The organism is Blautia glucerasea (genome assembly GCF_020537505.1).
Taxonomy (GTDB): domain Bacteria; phylum Bacillota; class Clostridia; order Lachnospirales; family Lachnospiraceae; genus Blautia_A.
On the sequence record NZ_JAJBMO010000001.1, the window covers coordinates 76,561 to 101,611 of the forward strand.

A 25,051-nucleotide genomic window follows, 5' to 3' on the forward strand; every position below is an offset into this window, starting at 1 on the left:
ACAACGAGCCACTTCTAAAAAAGTTTTTATAGACTTCGCCTTTAATATGCACACATCTCTTTCCTATAACGCTGGAATTGCGTGAAAACTTACTGCAAAGCTCGCTTCTGCAAGCACTGCCTCTTTCAAAAAAAGCTCTGCCAGCTTCTCTTTGCTCATTCAGTTTCCCGGCTCCAAAGCTACCTTCAGCGGATGCGGATCTCAAAATGTCTTCCATCTCAGGGAATCCCCCGGACATTTCTCTCTGGGAGGACATGCGCTTACTCCTCTTCTTCTATGCCTTTCGCTGCGGCTTCCCTGCTTTCAGATAAATAAACGGAAAGGCCGCTGGTTTTATGGATATAACTATAATTGCAATTTTCCAGCTTGTCAAGCTAATTTGAAAATTTCATATTTACTCCACGCTCTTCAACGATTCCACCATATCAATGGTCTTCAGCTTAAAATGCATCACCCCATTCACCACAATGGAAAATACACTCGTCAGGATTCCACTGATCACAAAGCTCAGCGGCTTAATATTTCGCCCAAACATAACCGCATCTACCTCAACCGTGGTGATCACATACCTGTGAAGAAGAATTCCAAACACTGCTCCAAACAAAATTCCAAGCACTGTCAGGATCACATTTTCCCGAAGTACATACTGTGAAACCTCCCCATCATAAAAACCAAGCACCTTCAACGTTGCCAGCTCCCTCTGCCGCTCTGTGATATTAATATTATTCAGATTATACAATACCACAAAAGCCAGCATTCCTGCTGAAACGATCAGCACCAGGATTACCGCATCCAGGGTGCTCAGCATACGGTCGATCTGGGTAGAAATGCTGCTGGTATAGCTAATGCTAAGAGCACCAGGATACGTCAGGATCTGGGTTCCCACAGTTTCCAGATCATCCTTATTCTCTTCCTTCATGGTAAACACAATGTCCTGATAATCCGGCTTTTCCCCGAATGTCTGCTCATAGAGGCTGGGCGTCATATAAAGGTAATGATTCATATAATTTTCTGTGATCACAGCCACCTTTACCGTATATTCCTTATCCGCTTTTTCCAGGGTAATGGTATCGCCCACCTTCAATCCAAGCTGACTTGCCGTCTTCTCAGAAACAGCAGCCCCTTCGTCGGTAAGCTCATATTTTTCCTTGGTAATACGGCTCTGCAAGGTCACATCCCTGGCAAATTCTTCCAGATTTTTCGGCACAAACAGATAAATGCTGATATTAGAGCCGCCCTTAGGGGCACTGATCTTCGTCAGCTGGATCTGGTTGCAATGGGCAATCTGCCCGCTGCTCTTCATATATTCCAGAAGCTCTTCCCGCTCTTCCTCAGTGGCATCGCTGTCCTCTATCACCATACCTTCATAATGCTGCAGATCCCGATACTGAATAGTGGCAATATCACTGATAGAATCCTGAATTCCAAAGCCAACCAGCATCAGTGCCATACTTCCTGCAATTCCGAAAACCGTCATAACCAGACGCTTCTTATAGCGGAAAAGATTGCGGATGGTTGACTTCCAGGAAAAGCTTAAATGCTTCCATATGAATGTAATCCGCTCCAAAAGCACCCTCTTGCCCTCTTTTGGTGCCGGTGGACGCATAAGGGAGGCCGGTGTCTCCTGCAGCTCTTTTCCACATGCAAAAAGAGTGGCACCAACGGTACACACAATAGATGCCCCGGAAGCAATCAGTGCAAAACTGAGCTGATAGTCAATGGAAATGGTATTTGCCACATTGTGATACATAATTCCATAGGCCGTTATAATAATGTAAGGAATGATTTTCTCGCCAATCAGCATTCCCAGAATACTTCCCAGCACGGTTGCAAAAAACGCATAACAGATGTATTTCGCCGCAATCGCAGTCTTCTTATATCCCAAAGCCTTCAAAGTACCGATCTGGGTTCGCTGCTCCTCCACCATACGGGTCATGGTAGTAAGACTGATCAGTGCCGCTACCAGGAAAAAGATCACTGGGAAAACCTGCCCAATGTTTCGAAGGCGGTCTGCATTGTCACCATAATCCGTGTATTCCGGAAGGTCCTCACGGTCTGTGACTATCCACTCCGGTATCTCCAGATCAGCCAGTTCCTGCCTGGCATCGTCTAATTTTTGCTGGTTATCTGCAATCTCATCCTCTGCCTTTTTTTTGGCATCCTGGTACTCTTTCTTTCCATCTGTCAGATCCTGCTCTCCCTTTTTCAGATCCTTCGCTGCATCTGCAAGCTTTTTCTCGTTATCGGTAATTTCCTTTTCACCATCCTGAAGCTTCTTCTCATTGTCCGCAACTTCCAGCTCCCCAGAAACAAGCTTCGCCTCATTATTCGCGATTTCTTTCTCACCGGAAGCAAGCTTTGCTTCATTGTCTGCAATCTGCTGTGCGCCGGAATTGTACTGTGCCAGACCAGAAGCATATTGCTGCTCGCTTTCATTTAGCTTCGCCACATTGGCATCCAGTTCCGCCTGACCATCCGCCAGCGTTTTCCCATTGGAATCGATTTCCTTCTGGGCCTTGTTCAGCTTTTTCTTAGCTTCGTTTAACTGCTTCTGCCCATTTGCCAGCTCCTGCTCTCCAGCTTCAATTTCGGTCTTGGAAGCAGCAAGGGCTTTCTCCTGCTCCTGAATTTCGTTCCATCCGGCATCAATCTGCGCCTGACCTGCACTTATCTGCTCAAGACCTGCATTTAGTTCGCTTTCTTTCTGGGAAAGCTGGGAAAGTCCGTCCTCCACAGCCGCCAGGCTTCCTTCCAGCTGACTTCTGGTGGACGCAAGCTGCTGCCTTTGCTCCTCAAGCTGGGCTTCGCCTGCCTGGATCTGCTGGCTGACTGCTGCTTCCTGACTTTCCAGCGCCGAAACCTGGGCTGCCAGGTTATCCAGTTCTTCCTGGGAGACATCTGGGTTTTCCAGTGCTGCATTGTAGCTGGCCCGGGCGTTCTCAAGCAGAACCTGTAACTCTGCCAGCTGGCTTTTTACATCTTCCAGGGTATTTACTTCCTCCTGCAGCTGGGCTTCGCCTGCAGCCACCTGGGAAAGTCCCTCTGTTATCTGCTGCTTCTGCTGATTTAACTGTGTTCTGGTGCTTTCGATCTGCTGCTGTCCCGCTGTGATCTCTGCCTTAGACTGATCCAGTTCCTTCTGTTTGTCTGTTAAGTTTTGCTTTGCAGCCTCTAATTGCTGTTCCCCTGCTTCCAGCTGGGATTTTCCCTCTGCAAGTTTCGCTGCATTTTCATCCAGGGTTTTCTGGTTTGCCTCTAATTCTGCCAGACCACTGTCAACCTGCTGCTGGGCAGAAGCAATCTGTGCCTGTCCATCTGCAAGTTTCGCTTTTGCCGTATTTACCTGGCTCCAGCCGTCATCCAGCTGGCTTCTGGCACTGTCAAGCTGGCTTTTGCTGGAAGAAAGCTGACTCTTGGCATCCGCAAGCTGGCTTTTTCCATACGCAAGCTGGGACTTGGCCTCTTCTAACTGTGTCCTTCCATCGGCAAGCTGTGTTTTCGCGTCTTCCAGCTGTTTTTTGCCGTCGGCAAGCTCTGTCTTCGCATCTTCCAGCTGGGATTTTCCATCTTCATATTCCTTCTTACCCTCTTCTAAATCTTTCGCTCCTTTATCCAATTCCTCTTTGGCATCGGCAAGCTTCTCATCTGCCTCTTTTTTCCCATCATCCAGCTTCTTCTGGGCATCGTCAATTTTTTTCTGGGCATCTGCCTTCACAGCTGCAAGACGGATCTGACAGCGGTCATCTGCAATATTTTCCACACGGTCTTTGATCTTGGCGATCAGATTCTCGTAACCATCTGTATAGCTTGTAAGATCCTTAGCTCCATGAACGGTCACATAGATCTGGGTATAAATTTCCTGGTCAAAATCCTCTGGAAGCACATAGCCAAATCCATTGACTTCTCCGGTTCCAAGGGTGGTATTTCCCCGGTTAAAAGATATGTAGAGTGGACTTCTTCCGATTCCAACCACTGTATATCCTGTGGTAACCAGAAGGGAAGAATCCTCACTCTCCCGCAGGGATACCCGGTCTCCCACCTTGTACCCGTTTGTAGAAGCAAATGTACTATCCAGGAAAATCTCACCGCTTTTTTCCGGAAGGCGTCCTTCCTGCACATCCAGCTTATTCACCGTATCATTCAGCGACTCAATGTGAAGAACCTTCTGTTTCTGGCCCTCCCCGCACATCACATCCGTGGACCAGGCACCTTCCGCTGATTCAATCCCATCTATACTTTCTATAGAAGAAACATCCTCTGCTGTCAGTCCCATGGTTCCCACAACCTTAATGTCCATCAGGCTGCTTTCATCGTAATAGGCATCTCCGGAATAACGCATATCCGGCGAGGAAGCCTGAATGCCGGAAAAGAAGGCCACTCCAAGAGCCACGATCAAAAGGATAGAGATAAACCTGGATTTACTCTTTCGGATCTCCATCCAGAATTCTTTTCTTAATGCTTTCATCTCTCACCTACCACTCTATTTCTTCTACCGGAGTTGGATGGTCGTTCATTGTCATCTGGTCCACTTTGCCGTTCTTGATCCTGATCACACGGTCTGCCATGGGCGTAAGAGCAGAGTTGTGGGTGATCACAACCACCGTCATTCCCTTCTGCCGGCACATATCCTGCAAAAGCTTGAGAATTGCCTTACCAGTCTGATAATCCAAGGCTCCTGTAGGCTCGTCGCAAAGGAGCATCTTGGGATTTTTGGCAAGGGCTCTTGCTATGGAAACACGCTGCTGCTCACCGCCTGACAACTGTGCCGGAAAATTTCCCAGTCTGTCCTTTAGTCCCACTTCTTCCAGAACGGTCTTAGGATCCATTGGGTTCTTACAGATCTGGCCTGCCAGTTCTACGTTTTCCAGGGCAGTCAGATTGGGCACCAGATTATAAAACTGAAAAACAAAGCCAATGTCATCCCTTCGGTAGCTGGTAAGCTGACGATTGTTGTATTTCCCAATGTTCCTTCCGTCTACCCAGATCTGGCCGCTGGTAGCGGTATCCATTCCTCCCAGAATATTCAGAACCGTTGTTTTACCAGCACCACTGGGGCCAACGATCACGGCAAACTCGCCTTTTGCTATATGAAAACTGATCTCGTCCACTGCGATTATTTTTACCTCTTTGGTTCCGTAAATCTTGGAAACTTTTTCGAGGTGAATGTAATTTTCTGTAGTATCCTGCAATGTATCACACTCCTGTTTTTTCCGTCATCAGACAAAAAGCCATTCCTATGTAGGCGGTTTTTGTCTGTTATTTTTAGTATAACATTGCATTATTTTTTGTTCAATTAGGGAAAATATGAAATTTCTATAAAACAAGGAAATGGATATTACTGTTCACAGCAACACGCTTCGCATGATTTCGCGCCGCGTGGTATTTTCCGTAATCAGCAAAGAAAGCAGTATGAAAAACAGCCCCTGATTTTTCTGAAAATCAAGGGCTGCACGTTTCATGTTACTTTTTAAACTCTATAAGGCTCAGTGTGTACCACAGTTTTATCTGCCTATTCTCTCTACCTGTTCTAATACAAATAGCCACTGTCCACATATCCGTATTTCATAAGGCTTGGAGCGTACACATACCAGTATTTCGATCCGCTGGAGTCGATCACTACCACACTGTCTCCGGTATTCAGCTCACCGATCTCGTTGGATTCGTCATAAGCCATGGCAGAACGCAGGGCCAGATACCCCTTGGATACCTTCACAGACATAGTGGTATAGGAAGTTCCGCCTACCAGATAGTCCTTATTCACAAATCCATTGGTATCATATTTTGGGGAATATACATACCAGTACTTGGAATCGCTGGTGTCCAGAAGCTGCACCACATCACCGGAATATAATTCACCGATCTCATTAGAGGTATCGTAAGCCTTCATATTGCGAAGGGCCAGATAGCCTTTGACTACGCTGACAGTTCGTGTCTCACCAAAATAGCTGGAATCATAATCCATACTCTCATCCCGGTACAGATATTCCTGATTTACATATCCGTAGCAGTTCAGCTTCGGAGAATAAACGTACCAATACTGGGCATTGCTGCTGTCAGAAACCCACACTGTATCTCCGGAATAAAGCTCTCCGATCTCATTGGAAGCATCATAATCCGGTGCATTCCTAAGAGCCAGATAACCAGTGGCTACACTTACGGTCCACATCGTATCATAGGAGGATACGGAAGAGGTTACAGAATCCAGATAGTCATTGTTTACATATCCGAAATCATCATACTTTGGAGAATACACGTACCAGTAACCAGTAGCACCTGTATAATCCATAACTTCTACCAGGTCACCTGTGTAAAGCTCGCCGATCTCATTGCTGCTCTCAAAGGCTGTGTCTGTCCGAAGTGCCAGATAGCCGGTGGCAACATTTACACGATAGGTATTACAGGACGCTTCTGCTTCCTGTGCGGTTCCTGGAACCGAAAGAGCCAGCGCTGCGGCGGCAAGAATGGGCATACAAATCTTCTTCATTTTCGTCATAGACAAATCCCCCTTCATATAGTCGCTGCTGTTCACCCATGACCAGCAACATACAATTTTCTGAAAAAACACTTTCTTCACGCACTTATATATGAAAATTATAACGGATTAAACATACTATGACAAGTTATTTTTATCGGCCGATATAGCTTGTCGGGATTCGTGTTACTGTTTGCTTTTTTCACTGTGACACTTTGCTCCGTTTTTTCTTATTGTACACCATCCGACTCTGCTTTTTGTAATGCTTCATTTCCATCTGAATCTTTAACGTTTCCTTTTTCTGTAAAATTCTGCCCAGCATTTTCAGACGCTTCATTCTCTTTCTCATTCTGCTGGCTGCCAGGGAACATCTGATTTCCATCTGGGCCGCCGCCAGGACCGCCTGCGCCATGTCCGGCTCCACCACCGCCGGACATGGTTCCCATCACGCTGAGATCAATATCAGAACCATCTATGAGGCTGGAAGAATCTTCCTGCTGTCCATCATCTGTAGAAGGGATCGTGCCGTCCAGCTGACCGCTTACACTCTCAGCGCGAAGGCTCACCACCTCCAACAGCATCTGTGCTGCAGCATCATACTCTTCGTAACTGTAAAATGCGGTAGGATCATCGGATACAAGATCATCAATCTGGCTGCGGATCCGCTCATAGGTTTTCTGGAATTCACCGCCATTTACATATTTCTCCACAAGCTCATTCAAATACTCATGGTACTTCGCCAGATATTCCTCATCTTCCAGCAGCGCATCAAAGAAATTGGTAATGGAAAATGGAGTGTCAATGACATCGTTTATCACAGAGGTGGCGCCAGAAGATTGACCACCCATTCCGCCTCCCATGGACATTCCACCAAAGGAAAGGTTATAGTCCCAGGGCAGGATATTCAGCTGGCCATTGTACTCATATAGATAATAGTTGTGGGCCATTGTTCCGGAAAGACTGTCGTCGTTTACTACGAAGGTGTGGACTGCCATATATTTCAAAATGTTGTCCACATCCATGTAAGTCTCCAGGTCTGTGCCTTCACTGATATTTTTCAGGGCTTCTACTACCCGCTTATGATCTTTTTTGCCAGAATCTGTTACCTCACCGTCCCAGATGGTAGAGTAGCTGTCAAGGTCATCATCTGTGTAATTTAAATCTGCACCTCCGCTGCCGCCCATGGCACCCATTTCGTGGTCCGAAAAGTCTGCATTCTCTGGCATTTTCCCATTCTCCGGTGGCTGGAAATCCTCTGGCATATTTCCATTTCCCATCTGCGGCATTTCGCCGCCTTGTGGGTCACCGCCCATTTGCGGCATTTCTTCGCCAGGGAACTCTCCCATTTCAGGCGCTTCACCTCCAGGGCCACCTTCTCCGTCTTTCTCATCTTCTCCGCCGCCAACGCCCATGCTTTCCGGCTTATACAGATTTCCATCCTCTGTGCCATAATTGCGCAGCATAAAACTGTCTTCCACAGCTTCCAGGGCCAGATACACGCCCCAGTAATCACCGTTTACACAGATTTTTGCATAATTATAAAGAGAGGCATCCACCCCCAGATACTGGTACATATCGTAAACAATGGCTTCCTTCATGTTCGTGGCATCTGCATAATTGTTATTCAGGATCAGCTTATCCAATCCATAGCAGGTCTGCCCTTCTATGTAATGATCGAACTCCAGCTTGAAGCTATACCGGTCTGTATCCGGGTCACTGGCTATCGAAGAAAGACTGGTATTCCCTTTTGGACGGATTCCTACCGAATAAAAGGTCTTTCCGTTCACCACCACATCGCAGGAATAATACTCCTCCGAAAGCGCATTTTCCAGCATATCATTCCAGTCGTCCTCATCCATGAGAATGTCAATGTCCATGATCTGATCGGTATCAAACAGCTTGCTTTCGTATTCCATTGTTACGGCGTTGTTTCCGTAGACGGACTGAAGCTGCTTGGAAAAGGCGGATGCCACAAGGCAGAGGATCACCGCAAATGCCATAAGTGCAGAAATGATCTTCGTTATATATTTATTTGTAACCATGTGTCTATTCCTCCATCAAGTTTTCCTCCAGGCAATTTTCTCAAAGCTCCTACTCACTGCCCCCTGAAAATACTTGACAAAATTCCGGCTGCGGGCAGAAGCAGATCATGACATATACTCTCCGCTGTAGCTTACTAAAGTTGCATTCTCCACACCTGCGATCTCATTCAGACGATTCACAAAGGCGGTCTCCCCGTCTTTCATCCGGATTTCTGCTGTAAACTCTATTCCTTGGGCATTTACTGTTTTGGATTTCACTGCATACTTTTTCACGGCTTCTTTCATAAGGGAAACAGCTGCATTTTCTGCATTCTCATCCTGGCAGTTCAGAATCAGCAGGTAAGGATTGTCATGTACCTTTTTGTTTGCAAAAAGGATCAGGATCACACCGATAATGGCTGAGCCGATCACAGCCAGCGGCAGCATTCCCGCACCGATCACGATTCCGGCAGCGACTGCCCAGAACAGGTACACGATCTCCATAGGCTCTTTGATCGCTGCACGAAAACGGACAATGGAAAGCGCACCAACCATACCAAGGGACAACACAACGTTTGAGGTTACCGCCAGAATTACCAGCGTGGTCACCATTGTCATCCCCACAAGTGTCATGGCAAAACCTGTGGAATACATCACACTGTTAAACGTTTTCTTATAAACTACAAAAATAAACAGTCCAATGACCAAGGCTGCTGCCATGGCGATCAACGTATCAACTACTGAGAATTCTGTTATATTTTCCAGAAAGCTGGATTTAAAAATATCATTAAATGTCATAATTGTTATACTCCTGTTTTTTATCCATAATTTCTACATGCTGCATATTTTGAAAAAGATTCCTGTCTTACTCCATCCATCTGGATCATATCCTGTATCACCCTTGGCAAAAAAGCGTCATACTTCACTTCCATGATCATCTCTCCCGGACACTGCTGCCCGGTCTCCACATCGTACACCTTTTCTTCCAGAAATGTTCCGTGATACATGGTGGTCCGCACGTTCCAGTCAAAGGTGATCCGCACATTTCCAGCTGTATAAATGTAAGGCTCTCTTGTATAGGAAACCAGTACTCTTGGCTTCAACTGCTGATACTTCATTTTTCCATAAAGCTCCTGAACCAGAGAGGAAGCATGGTTTTTCATCCATCCCAAGTTACCTGCAAGAAGCATTCTGCACTCTTCCTCTGACAGTCTGGCGCTTACCTTCATGCAAAGATTGTTATCTTTTATCTTCTTTTCCAGCGTAATCCGTTCAAAATTATCATTATAGTAACGGATCCGGAATTTTTCTCTTTTTGCAACACCATTAACCTTTTCCCGAAGTGCCTTGTCCTGGAGATTATCAAAATAAATACTCCGGATGCTGTAGGTTCCGTCTGCCCTTGTGTGGGGATCCATCTTCATCACCTGGCGAAAACGGCTTCGAAGCTGCAGGTACTGCCAATAAGTAATTATATATTTTAATTCATGACGATAATGGCTGCTGTTCGCAGCCTGGCCAGTGATCACTTCGCGTACTTCCATTTAAATTTACCTTCCTTCCCGGAACAAATGTATATCCCGTTCCTTCTCATTCCAACATCAAACAGGATCTGGATATTGGATCTGTCAGTTCTGAATTATAGGGACTGAACCTGAAATGTACTTGAAAAAGTATGTGACCATTCTGCGAAACTTTAAGAACCATGCTCGACGAGTTTCCTCATTCTGTGCACGAAAAAAGCCCCATGCTTTCTGACATGAGGCTTATCTTATATACCTATTCAAATTACATTTTCAATTATTTTACAGCCTCGAATGCTGCATCCAGAGCTGCGATCAGGTCGTCTACTTTCTCAATACCAATGGAAAGACGGATTGTGTTTGGTTTGATACCCTGGTCAAGAAGCTCTTCCTCTGTGCACTGGCTGTGTGTGGTGGTTGCAGGATGGATAACAAGTGATTTTACATCTGCAACGTTTGCAAGCAGTGAGAAGATTGCAAGGTTATCAATAAATTTCTGAGCAGTCTGTGCATCACCCTTGATTTCGAAGGTAAAGATGGAACCACCGCCGTTTGGAAGGTATTTCTTATAGAGATAATGGCTTGGCTCGCTCTCCAGTGATGGATGGTGAACTGCTTCTACCTGTGGATGTTTGGACAGGTAATCTACAATCTTCAGGGCGTTGCTTACGTGACGCTCCACTCTTAAGGAAAGAGTTTCCAGTCCCTGTAAGAACATAAATGCATGGAATGGAGAAAGGGTTGCTCCTGTATCACGAAGGATAATGGCACGAATGTAAGTTACGAATGCGGCCGGAGCAGTTGCCTCTGCAAAGGAAATTCCATGGTAGCTTGGGTTTGGCTCAGAGATCCACGGGAATTTGCCGGATGCTTTCCAGTCGAAGTTACCGCTGTCTACGATCACACCACCGATTGCAGTTCCATGTCCACCAATGAACTTTGTTGCAGAATGAACGACGATGTCTGCGCCATACTCGATCGGACGAACCAGATAAGGAGTTGCAAATGTAGAATCCACTACAAGAGGAATGTTATGTTTGTGCGCAATTTTTGCAACTTCTTCAATGTCGATCAGGTTGGAGTTCGGGTTTCCAAGGGTCTCAATAAAGATTGCTTTTGTGTTTTCCTGGATTGCAGCTTCAAAGGAACCTTCTACATCCGGATCTACAAATGTTGCGGTAATGCCGCTGGTCTGTGGAAGGGTATGTGCCAGAAGGTTGTATGTTCCGCCGTAGATGGTCTTGGAAGCTACAATGTGCTCACCTGTTTTTGCAAGTGCCTGGAATGTATAATCGATCGCTGCTGCACCGGAAGCAACTGCAAGTGCTGCAACTCCGCCTTCAAGAGCAGCGATTCTCTGCTCGAAAACGTCTTCTGTCGGGTTGGTAAGTCTTCCATAGATATTACCAGCATCGCGAAGTCCGAAACGATCAGCTGCATGCTGTGAGTTATGGAATACATAAGAAGTGGAAGCGTAAATCGGAACGGCTCTTGCGTCTGTTACCGGATCTGCTTTCTCCTGTCCAACGTGTAACTGTTTTGTCTCAAATCCCCAGTTTTTAGAATCTCTGATATCTGCCATTTTCTTTTCCTCCGTGTTTTACTATTTTCATCACATTTAAAAATGTTAATTTTGTTATTGTTATTGATGTTTTTCTTTGGTGTTGCTTTGTTTTTGTTGATGAATGTATAGTAACATACTGGGAATTCTCTGTCCAATATGTAAAAATAATACCTGGTTATAGGTTTGAGCTATAGCCAGGTATTTCTATTTATGCGGACAACAAGCCGGCGTCCGTGCTTACACAAGACCTTGGCGCCTGCCGCGATAACAGGCAAAACTCACAGAGCGTGTTTTATCTCGTCTGCGCGTACCCCTTTACACTCTCAAGAAACGCTTCATGGATCCGGTCATCTTCATCCAGTTCCGGATGAAATGCCAGACCATACTGCTCTTTGTATTTTACAGCCACAATATTGCCATCTACCTCTGCCAGCACTTCAGCCCCTTCCCCACATGTTTCAATATAAGGGGCGCGGATAAAGGTCATAGGAACCGGACCGATCCCTTTCATTTCCTGGATGGTATGAAAGCTGCCAAGCTGTCTGCCATAGGCATTTCTTTTTACAGTCACAGGCATGGTTCCGAAATACACATGTTCATCATTGGAAAGATGATCAGCAAGAAGGATCAGGCCTGCACAGGTGGCAAGCACCGGCATCCCGGCCTGGATCTTCGCTTTCAGCGGCTCAAACATTTCCAGCTCTCTCAGAAGTTTTCCCTGAACGGTGCTCTCCCCGCCAGGAAGGACCAATCCGTTAAATCCGCTGTCAAGATCTTCTTTTTTCCGTAATTCCACGCATGTAGCGCCAAGCGACTCCAGCTTGCTCTTATGTTCTGCAAAAGCCCCCTGCACAGCAAGGATTCCGATTTTCATCTTATTTGCCCCTCTCTGCCATCAGAAGCTGGATCTCCTGCTCATTGATCCCAACCATAGCCTCTCCAAGATCTTCGGAAAGCTCTGCCAGCATTTTGGAATCCTGATAGTTGGTAACGGCTTTTACAATGGCTGCTGCACGTTTCTTCGGATCACCAGATTTGAAAATACCAGAGCCTACAAATACTCCTTCTGCTCCAAGCTGCATCATAAGGGCTGCGTCTGCCGGAGTTGCCACTCCGCCGGCTGCAAAGTTTACTACTGGAAGTCTGCCATTTTTGTGAACATACTCTACCAGCTGGTAAGGTACACGAAGGTTCTTGGCTTCCTCAAAAAGCTCATCCTCACGCATGGAAACCACTTTCGCGATCTCACTGTTCATCATACGCATGTGACGTACGGCCTGTACCACATCTCCTGTTCCTGGTTCTCCTTTTGTACGGATCATGGATGCGCCTTCTGCAATTCTTCTTAAAGCCTCTCCTAAATCCTTTGCTCCACATACAAATGGTACTTTGAACTGACGCTTGTCAATGTGGTAGACATCATCTGCCGGGGAAAGGACCTCGCTCTCATCAATGTAATCGATTTCAATTGCCTCTAAGATCTGTGCTTCCACGAAATGTCCGATCCTGCATTTTGCCATAACCGGGATGGAAACAGCCTCCTGGATTCCTTTGATCATTTTCGGATCGCTCATTCTGGAAACGCCGCCAGCTGCGCGGATATCTGCCGGGATCCGCTCCAGCGCCATAACAGCACAGGCACCTGCCTCCTCTGCGATCTTTGCCTGCTCCGGAGTGGTAACATCCATGATCACTCCACCTTTTAACATCTGTGCAAGCTGTTTATTTAATGCGTATCTTTCCTGACTCATTTTGATTTCCTCCTGTACCTACCGGGTAAAGAAATGCAGCCTCTTGTTGCTTCATTTCTTTGCCGTTGTTTTTTCTTGTCTGAAAGAATACAGGATTACTGTGCTGTTATAAATATCCAATTTTTATATATTTTATAGGGACAGTTATCATTTTTTGTAAAAATTCACCCTCAGAGCCATAACTCTGAGGGCTTTCTCATTATGAAATAGCGTCACCTTTCCAAGCTATTATTAGTATATGCTGTAAAAACGTTAATCTTATAAACTTCTAATTCATATGGTATGAGAGTCGAAAAATCTTTTGACATTCATACATCATATAGTAACTTGAAACAGAATCGACCTTCCATCTTTACTGCTGACCTTGATCTTCCCGCCATAGGCTTCGGCTACAGCCTGGGCAATGGACAGCCCAATTCCGCTGCCGCCAGTCTTTCTGGAGCGGGAATTGTCCGGGCGGTAGAAGCGGTCAAACAGGCGGTTCAGATTTTTGGTGTCTTCCAGTACACAGGTATTAAAAACTTCAATTTTCGTCTTTCCATGGGCTTTATATACATCCAGACGGATGGTTCCATTTTCATCGGAATATTTCATGGCATTGTCCAGAAGGACGGAAATCATCTGCCTTGTCACGTCGGGATTTCCACATAAAGTCAGGTGTTCTTCGATTCTCTGGGAATAGGTTTTTCCCTGGGCTTTTGCAAGGGAAGCGAAGGGCTCTGCCACTTCCCAGGCTGCATCGCTTAAGGAAAACTCTGTCTTATCCGGGAAAGGATTCTCCTCATCCAGACGGGACAGTGTTACAAGATCCGATACCATTCTGGACATTTTTGCGGTCTGGCTGTGTATGTTCTTCGTCCACTCATCTTCTCCGTGTTCCATGGCGATCACATCCACACTGGTTGCAATGGAGGTAAGAGGGGTTTTGATCTCATGGCTGGCATCTGTAATAAAACGTTTCTGCCGTTCGATGTTCTGAATGTAAGGTTTCATCGCCTTTTTTGAAAGAAGGATCACCAGAAGGAGCACAGCTAGGAAACATACCACTCCTACCAGACAGGAAATGAGAAGGACATTCCTGGCAGAATGAAGCTCCATTGTGGTGTTTAAAAATATAACAATATTATCATTTTCTTCTATTACAATCTGAAATCTGTAGTTTTTATAATAACCTTTTTCTCTTTTCCCACCTAGCACGTTGAGGGCAAATTCTTCGGCTTCTTCCTGGGTAACAGAGGCAATAAAGTCAGTAGAAACAGCAGTTACATTTTTCTCTTCGTCCAGGCGGACTATGAAAAAGCGTGTTGTGTAGGGTGCCTCCGGATCGTGGTCCTCTGGGCGGTTGAAGACATCTGGAGGCGCGGGCTTTTCAGTTGTCGCTGAATTATCCCGATTCCCATCAACGCTGCTCTCTGAATTTTCGACAGATTCAGAATTCTGATTTTTGCTGTCAGTAATGCCTTCTGCGGACTGTTCTGCAGCATTATGCGTTTCCGGATTTTCTTGATCTGCATTCACCCTTCCAGCTTCAAAGTCGTAGATTTCCTGTATTCTCTGATCTGCCCGAACTGCTGTCGTATGGTAATTCCACACATTAATCCCAGCCAGTACAGTCACCAGCATAATAAAAACTGCAAGCATGGCAGCCAAGATAAAATGCCAGCGCATCTTTTTCAGCATATGTTCTCCTCCAGATTAACTTCTCGTGATAAGCTGCTGTTCACGAAGCGGACTATACTTCTTCCAGGGAATAGCCGGCTCCGCGGACAGTTTTGATCTCTACAGTAGCGCCCAGCTGTTTTAATTTTTTCCGCAGAAAACCAATATAGGTCCACACCACATCCATCCCGGCGGTTCCGTCCTGCTCCCAGATTTTTTCCATAATGTGTTCTGTGGAAAATACGAATTTAGGATGTTTCATAAATAATTCCATCAGCTGAAATTCCTTGTTGTTCAGCCGAATGCTTTCGCCCTCCGCTGATAGTTCAAACCGGTTACAGTCCAAAGTGGTATTTCCAAGACAGAGAAGACTCTCCGTGTAACTGGTACTTCTTCTGCCAAGTGCTTTCACCCTGGCAATAAATTCACTTGCTGCAAAGGGTTTGGGCAGATAGTCGTCTGCTCCTGCATTCAGCCCGGCTACCCGGTCTTCAATTTCGGACTTTGCTGTCAGCAGCATCACCGGGGTCGCAATATGGTTCTCTCTGGCTCTTCTAAGAACCTCCAGGCCATCCATTTCCGGCATCATAATGTCCAGCACGATCACATCATAGTGTCCCTGGCTGACAAAGTCCCAGGCATCTTTTCCATTATGTACAATATCTACCGCGCACTTGTTTTTCTCCAATAGAACCTTCAGCGCGCGTGCAATTTCCACCTCATCTTCCGCAATCAGGATACGCATAATTGTCCTCCGTTTTTTATGGCAAATTTCTTCTGTTTTCATCATAACAGAAAAATCCCGGAAATCAATCCGGGATCTCTCATTACACAGAATCTTCACATAAGTATTTTTAATGGTTTTTGTTGTTTTTTGGTTTCTTGCGTGCCATCATGCCGCCGATGCGGCCGGTTTCTTTGGCGGAGAGGCTTTTCCAGCCTCCTTCTAAGACTTTATCTAATATGCCAAGTTCCTGGGCGATTTCGTATTTGGTCTTCTCTTCAGGGGTGAGATTGCCGGATTTGTAGGCTTCTACTTCTTTGTCCTTGTTCATATGTCTATGCTCCTTTTTACATTGTTTGGATGTATATAGGGAGTATGGACAAAATATAGAAAGTTTATACCCAATGAACGCAATTGTTATTTAGTGGGTTAAAAGTTCTTCAAGGCGGACGCATTCGGACAATGGCTGGGACCCGACCCACTAAATTGCAAGCTTATACTATTTTTTATGCCTTTGGAATAATGATCGCAGCGATAATGTAGGCCCAGATCCCGGCGCCGCCGAAGCAGGTGAGGATTACCCAGGCCAGACGGACCAGGGTTGGATCGATGTCGAAGTACTCGGCGATACCGCCGCAGACACCGCACAGCATACAGTTTACAGTTGATTTGTATAAACGCTTATTACTCATAATAGCTTCCTCCAATCTTATAAACTTAGTCTTCCCCGTCAAACTCCACATCAATCTCTCCCATTCCACACTCCAGCACCATGCTTCTGCTGGCACCATCGTTGGAAATAGTTTTCTCGATGCCAAAACCGCTGTACTCAGAATCTCCCAGATCGATCTCGCCGATTCCGCAGGTCAGCTCATAATCGTAATCCTTCTCTTTGCCAGCCATGGTCAGAGAGATCTCACCTGTGCCGCATTCTGCACTAAGATCCGGGGTATCAAGCATATCAATATCAAGGGTTCCAGCTCCCACCTGAAGGGCACAGCTCTTTGCCGTAATGGTGCCACAGCTGCTGAACTCTCCAGCGCCTGCCTCCAGTGAAAAATTCTCCGCCTGCAAGTCACAATCCAGCTCAATAGTTCCAGCATCAATGCCCATCACTACGCTGCCGAACTTTTTCCCGGCAGGTACACTGACCTTGACCTGCTTCTGCTTTTTGCTGGTGCCGCTGTGGGTATCTGTGATGGTGATCTTCCCAGAGGACTCATTCACTACAACATCCTGCTTGGTGTCATTTGCGACCTCCACCCGGATCTTGTCGCCGTCATATTCCTGAAAAAGAAGCTTATCATATTTTAGGCTGATCTCCAGATCACTGGCAAACTCCAGCTCCACAGTGTCACCATCTGTGATATTCCAGTCCGTATCCAAAGTCCGGACATTTTTTCCAAAATGGATCAGCCCGGCCAGGGAATAAGCATGATCCCGAATGACCTCATCAGCCTGGTCAAATACGTTTCCCCCAGACTCCACTGCGGCTACGGAAATTCCACCAATGCACAAGCCGATTCCCGCCACAGCGAACACACCAGCTGCGATCAGCATTCCCTTTGTTCCTTTTTTCATGCTTGTTCCTCCTTTTTATTCCGATACAGGATTTTCTGGAAAAAGTCTGTCGTCTTGCGAAGGATCCATGGGAAAATTGTGGAGCCCAGCCATCCGGTCAAGATACAGAACAAAATTCCAATTGCCATGGAAATTCCACCAATTCCCATCACCAACAGGCCTACCGCCACATTACTAAACAAAAGCCCGACTCCTCCGCCAATGCAGGCGCAGCCAGCCACGATCAGTGCAAATGCCATCACTCCAGACACAAAAATGGCCAGAAACGGGAGCAGGACCACCACCAGCAGAACGCTGAACACACCGCTGGCTGCGGTTATAAGAAACGGGGACAGGAATACCAGGGCAATGAGAAGCAAAATAAATCTGCTGTTCGTTCCCTTTTCCTTCGGGTGATAACCATCCCGGGCACGCCTGGATTTTCCTCCATTTTCCTTTTCCTCATAATAATTTTCATTCTCTGAAAAACCACCCCGTACCTCCGGTACGTACGAATTCCCGGAATCCCGCAGATCCTCATATCCGTTCTCGGTGTACTGGGCATAACTGTCATTGCTCTCGTCCAGGTCAGCCTTTATAATGGCGGCCACCTTTCCCGGACTTCCCAGCTCTCTGATCACGGAAGCTTCATTCTCAGGTCCGGCTTCGTCAAAATAACTGTTGTAATAAGCCAGCGCCTCCTGCCGCTCCGCTTCCGAAATATCAGACAGCAGCTTCTCCAGCTGTTCCATAAACTGCGCTCTGTCCATATCTGCTAATTCTCCTCCCTTTTTCGGCTGCTGTCCACATTCTGGTCAGAAGCCTCAAACATACTGCTTATCTTCGTGGAATAATTCTTCCACTCAACCTTGTACAAATTCAGCTGTGCCTGCCCTTTCTCCGTCAGCTTGTAATATCTGCGGTTCCGTCCGGCATAGGCCTGGTCATAGACCTCCAGGCAGTCATCCTTCTGAAGACGTCGTAGCACCGGGTAAAGAGTGGATTCGGAAATATCCAGAACTCCCCGTACATCCTGGGTGATCTTGTATCCGTAAGTACCTTGTGGCTCCTTGGACACAACCGCCAGGACAATGGCGTCCAGAAGTGCAGCTCCTGTGTTAAATACCATCTGATCACTCCAATCATATTATATGGCTCATCAATATTGTTTGGTTGATAATACTATACGCTGTATAATATAGTTTTGTCAATACTATCTTATAATATTTTACTCGTTATCTTATCAGAAAAAAGGCGCAGCCACAGCCGCACCTTTTTTCAAATATATCTTATTCTTTCAGCAAATAGGCATACTTCCGCATTTGCATTCTCAGAAGTGACTCCACGCGGCGGCAGGCGTTCTCCGGGTAAAATTCAGCAGCATTTTGTAAAATATTTTTCACATCCTGTATTTCAAAATGAAAATGCTGCTGAATTCCATATAGCTCTTCTGCCGCTTCCAGCTGTGCATCAAAATCAACGCTAAAAGGCTTTGCCTGAATTTTCTTCATGCACTGCTCCAATTCCATATCTAAAGCATAATCCTGGGTGGTATCTGCCAACAGGCATAATCCCTGGTCGAAAAAAGGACTTTTGGAATATCTTCCCGTTTTTTCATCATAAAGCACCGCAATATTATTCGTATGTCTATCTTCATTTAGAAAAAAAGCATCAATTTCCAGCATAGCGGTAATATATTTGCCAAATTCTTTTATTTGCGTAATCTCCTCAATCTTCTGCACCAAAAACTCTATACGATCTTTCACATCTGTAAATTCTGCCAGCTTCACAGCCAGGCTTTCACCCGTATACTGGCGAAATAATTTTTCAAGAGGGATCAAAATCTGTCCATCTTTCCGAAAATCCCTGCTGACACAGGCATTCATAAAGCTGCCATTATATTCAATTCTTGCCAGCTCGTATGTGACAAAAGGATACTTCATAGTACTCTTTTGTAAGAGGCTGGAAACAAGGAGCTCCGAAAGACCTTCATAGCCCATATAATCAGCCTTGTACCAGATACCATCAATCTCCCATTTTCGCTGGTCACCTTTGGATGTATGACCTGTTTTATGAAAGGGAGAATACAGATCAAGATTAATATGATTCACAGTATTTAATCCTCCTTTTTCAAGATCAGAATCCACTGGTAATCGCCTGCCATGTAGCCTTTGGTTTTCTCTATGATCAGAAGCGGATCATAAAAAGGAACTCCTATTTCCCTTAATATTTCTTTCGCGTGGTCGCGGGTTCTGGGGAAGCAGCGGTCTTCCAGGAAATATTCAAAATCTGCCCAGCTTGGATCTGTAACCACTCCAAATGCTCTTAAGGGAATTTTATCTGTGTAATTCTGTATTGCAATTTTCTCATGTCTGAAATCAATGTCAATAATCGTACAAAGTTCATTATGATTCATGAAATTCATACGCATTTTCACATCAGGGTCGTCGCTGAAATGGTGGGCACGTTTGATCTGACTGTAAATCGTCTGACGGGAAACCTGGTATTTCCTGGCAATAGAGGCGATTTTCTCCCCCTGGTCCTGAAGGGCAAGAATCTCGGCGATCTGTGGCTGGGTAAAAGAATTCTTTCTTCCTGAGGCATGCTTCTTCAACGCCTGCTCTTCTGCCATACAGCTGTAGCGTCTGGCATTTTCAGAAATTACACGTAACCTTTCTATATCCGTTGTGCCAAAAATTTCCTGTATTTGTTCCTCGAAATTTGTATGTTCCCGATCTTTCATTTCATCACCTTCCATTTTTGTTATTTCGAGTATAACATGGCATAAAAAAAGTGTCAACAAATCAATTGTTGACACTTTTTGACATTGCCAAAGATTGCGTCCCGGAGGAGTTATTCTTCTATGCGGTTGGTGCAAATACCTTTTGCATCAAACTTATATTCCTTGCCAGTGCTTGATTTTACTGTGCATTTTTTGTACATTGCACCGGTTTTGGTGTTAAAGCAATACCACTTTCCATCTTCGTTCAGCCAGCCGGTATGGGCTTTTCCGTTCTCGCTTGGTTCAAAATAGTAGCGGACATCGTTTACTGTCTTCCAGCCGGAAAAACGGCGTCCTTTTTTGTCTACATAATAGATTCCGTCATCCAGATTCAGAACTCTGTTCTTCTGTTTTTTCCCTTTGATATAGTAGTAATAATACTTTCCAGACTTCTTCCATCCGTTCTTTTTATCTGGTGTTACCGTATCCTTTTTGGGCTCCTGTTTTGATACCTGGTTAAAATAACTTACAATTGCCCTTGCATCTGCCTGGCCTAATTTTTTCAGCTGCTTATTGGTCCGCAGATATTTATTTGCTTCAGAAGGATTGGAAATAAAGGCATGTTCAATGATCACACCTGGCAGATTCTGCTCTACACTTTTCGCAACAATGGCGTAGTAATCTCTTCGTGCGCCATTTGCATAACGGCTTCCATCTGTACTCATCCTGTATTCCATTCCGCCTGTAGACGAATATCTTTTGGACAACCCAAGTCTGGTCAGCTCCTTGATCACACATTTTCCGAAAAGCTTTTCTTTTTCAGATAAATAAGAGCGGTAAGTTCCTTTGGAAATCAATACAGACGCACCTTTTACGTAAGGACTTTCGGTGGAATTCACATGCTGGCTTACAAGCAGATCTGCCCCGTAGGATTTCGCTGTAAGCACCCGGGAATCCAGTGCTTTATACTGTTTTTTGGTACGTGTCATATAGACTTCGATATCTGGATATTTCTGTAATTCTTCCATGGTATAGCAGGCAATTTTCCAGTTGATGGTGGATTCTTTGTACACATGTCCTTTATGTACCACGTAGGATCCGGAGTCTTTTCCCCCGTGGCCAGGATCCAGTACAACCACATTTTTCTTGGTAAAAGTTTCTGTTTCTGCGCTGGTTTCCATGCTGGCAAAAGCAGGGAACAAACAGGTCGTAAATACCATTGACAAGGTAAGCAGCACACCAAGCAGCGTTCTTTTCTTTTTCATACTTCTTTCCCTTCTCTAATCATCTGCAAAGCATTTTCAGGCTTCTTCGGCAGGTAGTTTATAAATACTGGTGAGAAGTTTTTTTCCTGTATTGGTCTTAAATACACGTTCTCTTGCAGTTAAAATCGCCGCTTCGGACATCTCACTTTCATCTGCATTTACAAGGAAATCGGCTTCCAGAAGGATACGATAATCGATTCCATCTACATTCGTGTAAGTGTGATGGTGACTGACTAAATAATTGATCCGAGACTTCATTTCCGTGTCAATCTCCACATCTTTCAGGAAATTTTCTACTAATTCCGGGCTCTCTTTTTCCTGGTTTGAACCGTTTGTATCGCCGTATTTTTCCCGGCAGACAGGGCAGGCAATGTCATGGATGACCGCTGCGATTTCCAGGGTTTCCTGCTGTCTTTCTGTCAGATTTTCCATCTCACCGATCATTCTGGCGTAGGAATAGACCTTCAGGAAATGGGCGATGTCATGCTTGTTTCCGTCGGAATATACTATCATTTTGGTGAGAACATTATTTATGTTTTTTTGAATTTCAGTCATGGGTTTTCTCCTATTCTTATCATGTAAATACACTTAAATTTCCAGCAACCTTATAAATGAAAAATACTTTTCAACTCAGACTGTCCCAGAGCATATAAAAACATTTCAGCATTCTTCATTCACCGCCCTGCAATATATTTCGCTTGGGTTCAGTTGCCATATTTCCAAAAAAGGAACGAAAATCAGCTGGCATAGGTGCTTCCAGAATGATTTTTTTATCCGTGAAGGGATGGTAAAAAATAAGTTTCCAGGCGTGAAGAGCAGCTCTGGTGAAGAGTTTTTCTTTGCTATTTTTTCTGCCAGTCAATTGTCCTGGGATATTTATAGAATCTTCTTTGAACACGTTTTCATGATACAACGTATCTCCCAGAAGAGGATGTCCAAGACTGGCCATATGAACACGGATCTGGTGAGTGCGTCCGGTTTCCAGATGAAGCTGTACCAGGGATTTATCTTCGCAGCTTTTCAACACTTCATAATAAGTGATGGCGTGTTTGCTTCCTGGAAGAATACTGTCCGGGGAAGTTGTCATCTTCATGGGATTCTCTGGATCCGGTGCAAGGGGAACCTGAATTTTCCGGTCATATTCCGCTGGAAAATTCCCCTCTACAATGGCCAGATAGGTTTTCTGTAAACGTCCTTCTTCCCTCTGCTTCTGCAGTCTTGCCGCGGCAACCTGGTTTCTGGCAAATAGCAGAATCCCAGAAGTTTCCTTATCCAGTCTTCCAACGGAACGGATGCGGGTGGCTTCCCCTTTGCTGCGGAAATAGGCTGCGATCTGGTTGGAAAGGCTGTCCCTGTAGTGACTTCCAGAGGGATGGGTTACCATTCCGGCGGGCTTATTTACCGCTAACAGGTCCTGGTCTTCATACAGGATCTGTAAGTTTTGGTAGAGATTCTGTGCGGTTTCCCAGACAGGATCTGTTGATTTCGGACTTTCCTCATTTAAATTTCTTTCAGAGAAATCCGGCAGCTTTTCTATAGGCGCTTCCAGCTGCCCGGAATCCGTCTCCTTGGTTTCCAGACAGACACGTATCACATCCCCCACAGCTGCGTGCTCCGTCACCCGGCACTGTTTTTCATTCTTACAAATGCCCCCTGGCCGAAACTTCGCCTGGCTGATCTGCTTTTTTGTAAGCCCTGCCTGAACGCGAAGGATATCCCCCACTTTGGAAGGCTCTGTGACTTTTATTTCAAGATATCTTTCCATACTTCTATAAACAGCATTCGGCTCTTACATAGGTTTGCACACATCCACCCACTCTTTGTATCCGGAATATTTCTCCATCTCCGGAATGGTGAGTTCGATGGCGCTGTTGCTGCTGCCGCACTAGATACCTCAAATTCCGGCACCTTGGATTCCATTCCATATTTTGAAAAATATTGCTTTACTTTATCAACTGACATTTTATTCTGCCTCCAGTTTTCTGTAATTATGTCATGTTCCGGTTATTTTGGCATCACCACATTAGTGTAGCACAAAATAAAAGTTTATAGAATACCCTAATATTTGATTTAATAATGGATAAGCCGAAATACACGGTGGTATTTCGGCTTGTCTGGTTAGGAATGTATTAATTTTCTTTTTGAAATCAGTCTAGCTTCTGCGACCTCTTTTCGTCTCGTTAATATTCACACAGCCTTCCCGCATCATCAATGTAGAACACATTATCTGGTCCGATGTAGTAGCTGTCGCTTCCATCGAAGTACATCACGTTTCCTTCACCGTCGTACCAGTAATAGGTGTCACCGGGATCACTTTCCTCTACGTAATCCTCATCTGGAATATAATCCCCTCTTCCCTCTTCTTCGTCCGGAATATAGTCTCCCCGTCCCTCTTCCTCTGGGATGTAGTCTCCAGCCCCATCATCCGTAGGCTGGGCTTCGTAGGCAACGGAATCAGACTCTCTGGAAAAAGCAGCGCCGGCATAAATGCTTCCATATCCGGAAATCACAGGACTGATCACCAGCTCACCGTTTCCATCCAGGGTCACATCCGCCACATAGCTTCCACTGTCATTGACCAGCTTCAAAGCCGTTGTCCCTAAGGTTACAAAAGTGCCGCTGTCAAAAAGGTATCCGCCTGTTCCATCTGCATTTCTGCTGTTATAGATGGCCCAGGTGCCCTCTCCGGAGAGCTGGATGCACATGGCATTTAAATCCCCGTACTGATACCAGTTGTCAAAATAGGCGATAAACATTTCCAGGCTTTTTCCGTCTGCGCTGGGGTCATAGTCCACCGCCTGGTCTGCACTGTTTCCTGTATTTTCCTCTTCTGTAAGCTCTGTCAGTTCCAAAGAGGAAATAGCATCCCGATATTCCTCCTCCATTTCTTCTGCAAAATCTGCAGCTACTTCATATGCATAAGCAAAGGTATGGGAATCGGTCTGGAAATACAGCATTTTCCATTTGCGGGTGTCTTCATTGGTGCCAGTGGTAAACTCCAGTTCATAAGCCGGATATGTGAATTTCTCTGTGTATTCCGGATTCTGGACAGCCGTAAAATCCTTCATATCATATTCGCAAACCAGGGAAGCAAACTGCTCCATATATTCTTCCGGGGTACCAGTAAATTCCTTGTCATTTAGAGCACTGCAATTGACGATCACCGTCATGGAATCCTCTGTCATATCGGAATAGAAGTAGCCGCCTTCCCAGCTGGAATTGTTGTAGAGAGGGCGCAGTCCGGTATAGCGTTTATTTGACATGAGAACATAGCTATTCTTATTTTCAGCCGTCTGCTCATCTGCATTTGTAGTTTCGTCTGTCTTTTCCCCCTGCTCATCTGCAGCCCTGGTAAAAACAGCCTCTTCTCCATTTCCCATATGAAGGCTGTCTGCAGAATCCAGGTAAAAGCCTGCCAGCCATACGCCCACCCGGTTGTACATGTCGTATCTGCCATTTCCATCGTTGTATTCCTCTGCATATTCCAGATACCCCTGAATGTCCCCGGCTTCTTCCGTGTGATAGACAAAAAGTCCATCTACCGTCAGGGTAAGGGTTTCTTCCGTATCCTTACTTTTCCAGACACCGGAAAGAGTCTCATAATCCGGTACCGATTCTGATGCCTGGTTTTCTCCTTCTGCTAATACCCGGAAGCTATTTCCCGGCACAGCCACCGCCGCACACACTGTAAAAACAATCGCTGCTGCAAAAATTTTTCTTCTCATACTATTTTCCTCCTATTGAAACTTTTAGCTGTTTCTGACACAGTAATTTCTGTTTACTTATCCCC

23 protein-coding genes are annotated in these 25,051 nt (G+C 45.4%); all 23 read right to left on the reverse strand.

Annotated elements, in window-relative coordinates; all coding sequences use genetic code 11:
* Positions 1 to 394 precede the first annotated feature (394 nt).
* Positions 395 to 4,465: an FtsX-like permease family protein gene (locus LIQ05_RS00350; RefSeq protein ID WP_226817875.1), complete on the reverse strand. Its 4,071-nt coding sequence runs from the start codon at positions 4,463 to 4,465 to the stop codon at positions 395 to 397.
* Positions 4,466 to 4,472: 7 nt separating this feature from the next.
* Positions 4,473 to 5,189 (reverse strand): ABC transporter ATP-binding protein, encoded by a 717-nt coding sequence (locus LIQ05_RS00355; RefSeq protein ID WP_264292685.1) that lies wholly within the window; start codon positions 5,187 to 5,189, stop codon positions 4,473 to 4,475.
* 338 nt (positions 5,190 to 5,527) lie between these two features.
* A complete protein-coding gene (locus LIQ05_RS00360) occupies positions 5,528 to 6,493 on the reverse strand; it encodes a hypothetical protein (RefSeq protein WP_226817876.1) in 966 nt (321 codons plus the stop codon).
* A 209-nt stretch (positions 6,494 to 6,702) separates the two neighbouring features.
* Positions 6,703 to 8,514: a CotH kinase family protein gene (locus tag LIQ05_RS00365; protein ID WP_226817877.1), complete on the reverse strand. Its 1,812-nt coding sequence runs from the start codon at positions 8,512 to 8,514 to the stop codon at positions 6,703 to 6,705.
* 105 nt (positions 8,515 to 8,619) lie between these two features.
* Complete coding sequence (locus tag LIQ05_RS00370; RefSeq protein ID WP_226817878.1) at positions 8,620 to 9,291, reverse strand: DUF4956 domain-containing protein; 672 nt, start codon at positions 9,289 to 9,291, stop codon at positions 8,620 to 8,622.
* A gap of 20 nt (positions 9,292 to 9,311) precedes the next feature.
* Positions 9,312 to 10,037, reverse strand: a complete 726-nt coding sequence (locus LIQ05_RS00375; protein ID WP_226817879.1) for a polyphosphate polymerase domain-containing protein — start codon at positions 10,035 to 10,037, stop codon at positions 9,312 to 9,314.
* A 256-nt stretch (positions 10,038 to 10,293) separates the two neighbouring features.
* Positions 10,294 to 11,598: an O-acetylhomoserine aminocarboxypropyltransferase/cysteine synthase family protein gene (locus LIQ05_RS00380; RefSeq protein WP_226817880.1), complete on the reverse strand. Its 1,305-nt coding sequence runs from the start codon at positions 11,596 to 11,598 to the stop codon at positions 10,294 to 10,296.
* Between the two features lie 274 nt (positions 11,599 to 11,872).
* Positions 11,873 to 12,454, reverse strand: a complete 582-nt coding sequence (gene pdxT / locus LIQ05_RS00385) for a pyridoxal 5'-phosphate synthase glutaminase subunit PdxT (protein ID WP_226817881.1) — start codon at positions 12,452 to 12,454, stop codon at positions 11,873 to 11,875.
* A gap of 1 nt (position 12,455) precedes the next feature.
* Positions 12,456 to 13,331 (reverse strand): pyridoxal 5'-phosphate synthase lyase subunit PdxS, encoded by an 876-nt coding sequence (gene pdxS / locus LIQ05_RS00390; protein WP_226817882.1) that lies wholly within the window; start codon positions 13,329 to 13,331, stop codon positions 12,456 to 12,458.
* 315 nt (positions 13,332 to 13,646) lie between these two features.
* Complete coding sequence (locus LIQ05_RS00395; RefSeq protein WP_226817883.1) at positions 13,647 to 15,011, reverse strand: sensor histidine kinase; 1,365 nt, start codon at positions 15,009 to 15,011, stop codon at positions 13,647 to 13,649.
* Positions 15,012 to 15,063: 52 nt separating this feature from the next.
* Positions 15,064 to 15,735 (reverse strand): response regulator transcription factor, encoded by a 672-nt coding sequence (locus LIQ05_RS00400; RefSeq protein WP_226817884.1) that lies wholly within the window; start codon positions 15,733 to 15,735, stop codon positions 15,064 to 15,066.
* A gap of 109 nt (positions 15,736 to 15,844) precedes the next feature.
* On the reverse strand, positions 15,845 to 16,045 hold the full coding sequence (locus LIQ05_RS00405) for a small, acid-soluble spore protein, alpha/beta type (protein ID WP_226817885.1): 201 nt from the start codon (positions 16,043 to 16,045) through the stop codon (positions 15,845 to 15,847).
* Between the two features lie 175 nt (positions 16,046 to 16,220).
* Positions 16,221 to 16,406 carry a PspC domain-containing protein gene (locus LIQ05_RS00410; RefSeq protein ID WP_021924744.1) on the reverse strand — a complete coding sequence of 62 codons (186 nt, stop codon included), beginning with the start codon at positions 16,404 to 16,406 and terminating at the stop codon, positions 16,221 to 16,223.
* 25 nt (positions 16,407 to 16,431) lie between these two features.
* Positions 16,432 to 17,295 carry a DUF4097 family beta strand repeat-containing protein gene (locus LIQ05_RS00415; protein WP_226817886.1) on the reverse strand — a complete coding sequence of 288 codons (864 nt, stop codon included), beginning with the start codon at positions 17,293 to 17,295 and terminating at the stop codon, positions 16,432 to 16,434.
* Positions 17,292 to 18,044 carry a DUF1700 domain-containing protein gene (locus tag LIQ05_RS00420; RefSeq protein ID WP_226817887.1) on the reverse strand — a complete coding sequence of 251 codons (753 nt, stop codon included), beginning with the start codon at positions 18,042 to 18,044 and terminating at the stop codon, positions 17,292 to 17,294. The genes LIQ05_RS00415 and LIQ05_RS00420 overlap by 4 nt, the downstream gene beginning before the upstream one ends.
* A gap of 5 nt (positions 18,045 to 18,049) precedes the next feature.
* A complete protein-coding gene (locus tag LIQ05_RS00425; RefSeq protein WP_226817888.1) occupies positions 18,050 to 18,403 on the reverse strand; it encodes a PadR family transcriptional regulator in 354 nt (117 codons plus the stop codon).
* A 160-nt stretch (positions 18,404 to 18,563) separates the two neighbouring features.
* On the reverse strand, positions 18,564 to 19,385 hold the full coding sequence (locus LIQ05_RS00430; RefSeq protein ID WP_226817889.1) for a hypothetical protein: 822 nt from the start codon (positions 19,383 to 19,385) through the stop codon (positions 18,564 to 18,566).
* A 5-nt stretch (positions 19,386 to 19,390) separates the two neighbouring features.
* Entirely contained in the window at positions 19,391 to 20,017 is a 627-nt protein-coding gene (locus LIQ05_RS00435; protein WP_226817890.1) for a helix-turn-helix domain-containing protein, read from the reverse strand.
* A gap of 110 nt (positions 20,018 to 20,127) precedes the next feature.
* On the reverse strand, positions 20,128 to 21,261 hold the full coding sequence (locus tag LIQ05_RS00440; protein WP_226817891.1) for an N-acetylmuramoyl-L-alanine amidase family protein: 1,134 nt from the start codon (positions 21,259 to 21,261) through the stop codon (positions 20,128 to 20,130).
* Between the two features lie 36 nt (positions 21,262 to 21,297).
* Complete coding sequence (locus LIQ05_RS00445; protein ID WP_226817892.1) at positions 21,298 to 21,816, reverse strand: HD domain-containing protein; 519 nt, start codon at positions 21,814 to 21,816, stop codon at positions 21,298 to 21,300.
* Positions 21,817 to 21,931: 115 nt separating this feature from the next.
* The gene (locus tag LIQ05_RS00450) at positions 21,932 to 23,026 is read right to left on the reverse strand and encodes an RluA family pseudouridine synthase (protein WP_226817893.1); all 1,095 of its coding nucleotides are present in this window, start codon (positions 23,024 to 23,026) and stop codon (positions 21,932 to 21,934) included.
* On the reverse strand, positions 23,005 to 23,223 hold the full coding sequence (locus LIQ05_RS20040) for a hypothetical protein (RefSeq protein WP_330633914.1): 219 nt from the start codon (positions 23,221 to 23,223) through the stop codon (positions 23,005 to 23,007). Before LIQ05_RS20040 ends, LIQ05_RS00450 begins: the two co-directional genes overlap by 22 nt.
* Before the next feature lie 218 nt (positions 23,224 to 23,441).
* Entirely contained in the window at positions 23,442 to 24,986 is a 1,545-nt protein-coding gene (locus LIQ05_RS00460) for a hypothetical protein (protein ID WP_226817894.1), read from the reverse strand.
* Positions 24,987 to 25,051: the final 65 nt, after the last annotated feature.

Excerpts from the sequence above, each read along its gene's own strand:
- LIQ05_RS00445 (WP_226817892.1), bottom strand. The coding sequence starts at position 21,816 with ATGACTGAAATTCAAAAAAACATAAATAATGTTCTCACCAAAATGATA.
- LIQ05_RS00435 (WP_226817890.1), bottom strand. The coding sequence starts at position 20,017 with ATGAAAGATCGGGAACATACAAATTTCGAGGAACAAATACAGGAAATT.
- LIQ05_RS00425 (WP_226817888.1), bottom strand. The coding sequence starts at position 18,403 with ATGGTATTTAACACAGGAGCTGCACTTCTGGACGCCATTGTCCTGGCG.
- LIQ05_RS00370 (WP_226817878.1), bottom strand. The coding sequence starts at position 9,291 with ATGACATTTAATGATATTTTTAAATCCAGCTTTCTGGAAAATATAACA.
- LIQ05_RS00460 (WP_226817894.1), bottom strand. The coding sequence starts at position 24,986 with ATGAGAAGAAAAATTTTTGCAGCAGCGATTGTTTTTACAGTGTGTGCG.
- LIQ05_RS00380 (WP_226817880.1), bottom strand. The coding sequence starts at position 11,598 with ATGGCAGATATCAGAGATTCTAAAAACTGGGGATTTGAGACAAAACAG.
- LIQ05_RS00420 (WP_226817887.1), bottom strand. The coding sequence starts at position 18,044 with ATGGACAGAGCGCAGTTTATGGAACAGCTGGAGAAGCTGCTGTCTGAT.
- LIQ05_RS00365 (WP_226817877.1), bottom strand. The coding sequence starts at position 8,514 with ATGGTTACAAATAAATATATAACGAAGATCATTTCTGCACTTATGGCA.
- LIQ05_RS00440 (WP_226817891.1), bottom strand. The coding sequence starts at position 21,261 with ATGAAAAAGAAAAGAACGCTGCTTGGTGTGCTGCTTACCTTGTCAATG.
- LIQ05_RS00400 (WP_226817884.1), bottom strand. The coding sequence starts at position 15,735 with ATGCGTATCCTGATTGCGGAAGATGAGGTGGAAATTGCACGCGCGCTG.
- pdxS (WP_226817882.1), bottom strand. The coding sequence starts at position 13,331 with ATGAGTCAGGAAAGATACGCATTAAATAAACAGCTTGCACAGATGTTA.
- LIQ05_RS00395 (WP_226817883.1), bottom strand. The coding sequence starts at position 15,011 with ATGCTGAAAAAGATGCGCTGGCATTTTATCTTGGCTGCCATGCTTGCA.
- LIQ05_RS00405 (WP_226817885.1), bottom strand. The coding sequence starts at position 16,045 with ATGAACAAGGACAAAGAAGTAGAAGCCTACAAATCCGGCAATCTCACC.
- LIQ05_RS00350 (WP_226817875.1), bottom strand. The coding sequence starts at position 4,465 with ATGAAAGCATTAAGAAAAGAATTCTGGATGGAGATCCGAAAGAGTAAA.
- LIQ05_RS00375 (WP_226817879.1), bottom strand. The coding sequence starts at position 10,037 with ATGGAAGTACGCGAAGTGATCACTGGCCAGGCTGCGAACAGCAGCCAT.
- LIQ05_RS00450 (WP_226817893.1), bottom strand. The coding sequence starts at position 23,026 with ATGGAAAGATATCTTGAAATAAAAGTCACAGAGCCTTCCAAAGTGGGG.
- LIQ05_RS00415 (WP_226817886.1), bottom strand. The coding sequence starts at position 17,295 with ATGAAAAAAGGAACAAAGGGAATGCTGATCGCAGCTGGTGTGTTCGCT.
- LIQ05_RS00360 (WP_226817876.1), bottom strand. The coding sequence starts at position 6,493 with ATGACGAAAATGAAGAAGATTTGTATGCCCATTCTTGCCGCCGCAGCG.
- LIQ05_RS20040 (WP_330633914.1), bottom strand. The coding sequence starts at position 23,223 with ATGTCAGTTGATAAAGTAAAGCAATATTTTTCAAAATATGGAATGGAA.
- pdxT (WP_226817881.1), bottom strand. The coding sequence starts at position 12,454 with ATGAAAATCGGAATCCTTGCTGTGCAGGGGGCTTTTGCAGAACATAAG.
- LIQ05_RS00410 (WP_021924744.1), bottom strand. The coding sequence starts at position 16,406 with ATGAGTAATAAGCGTTTATACAAATCAACTGTAAACTGTATGCTGTGC.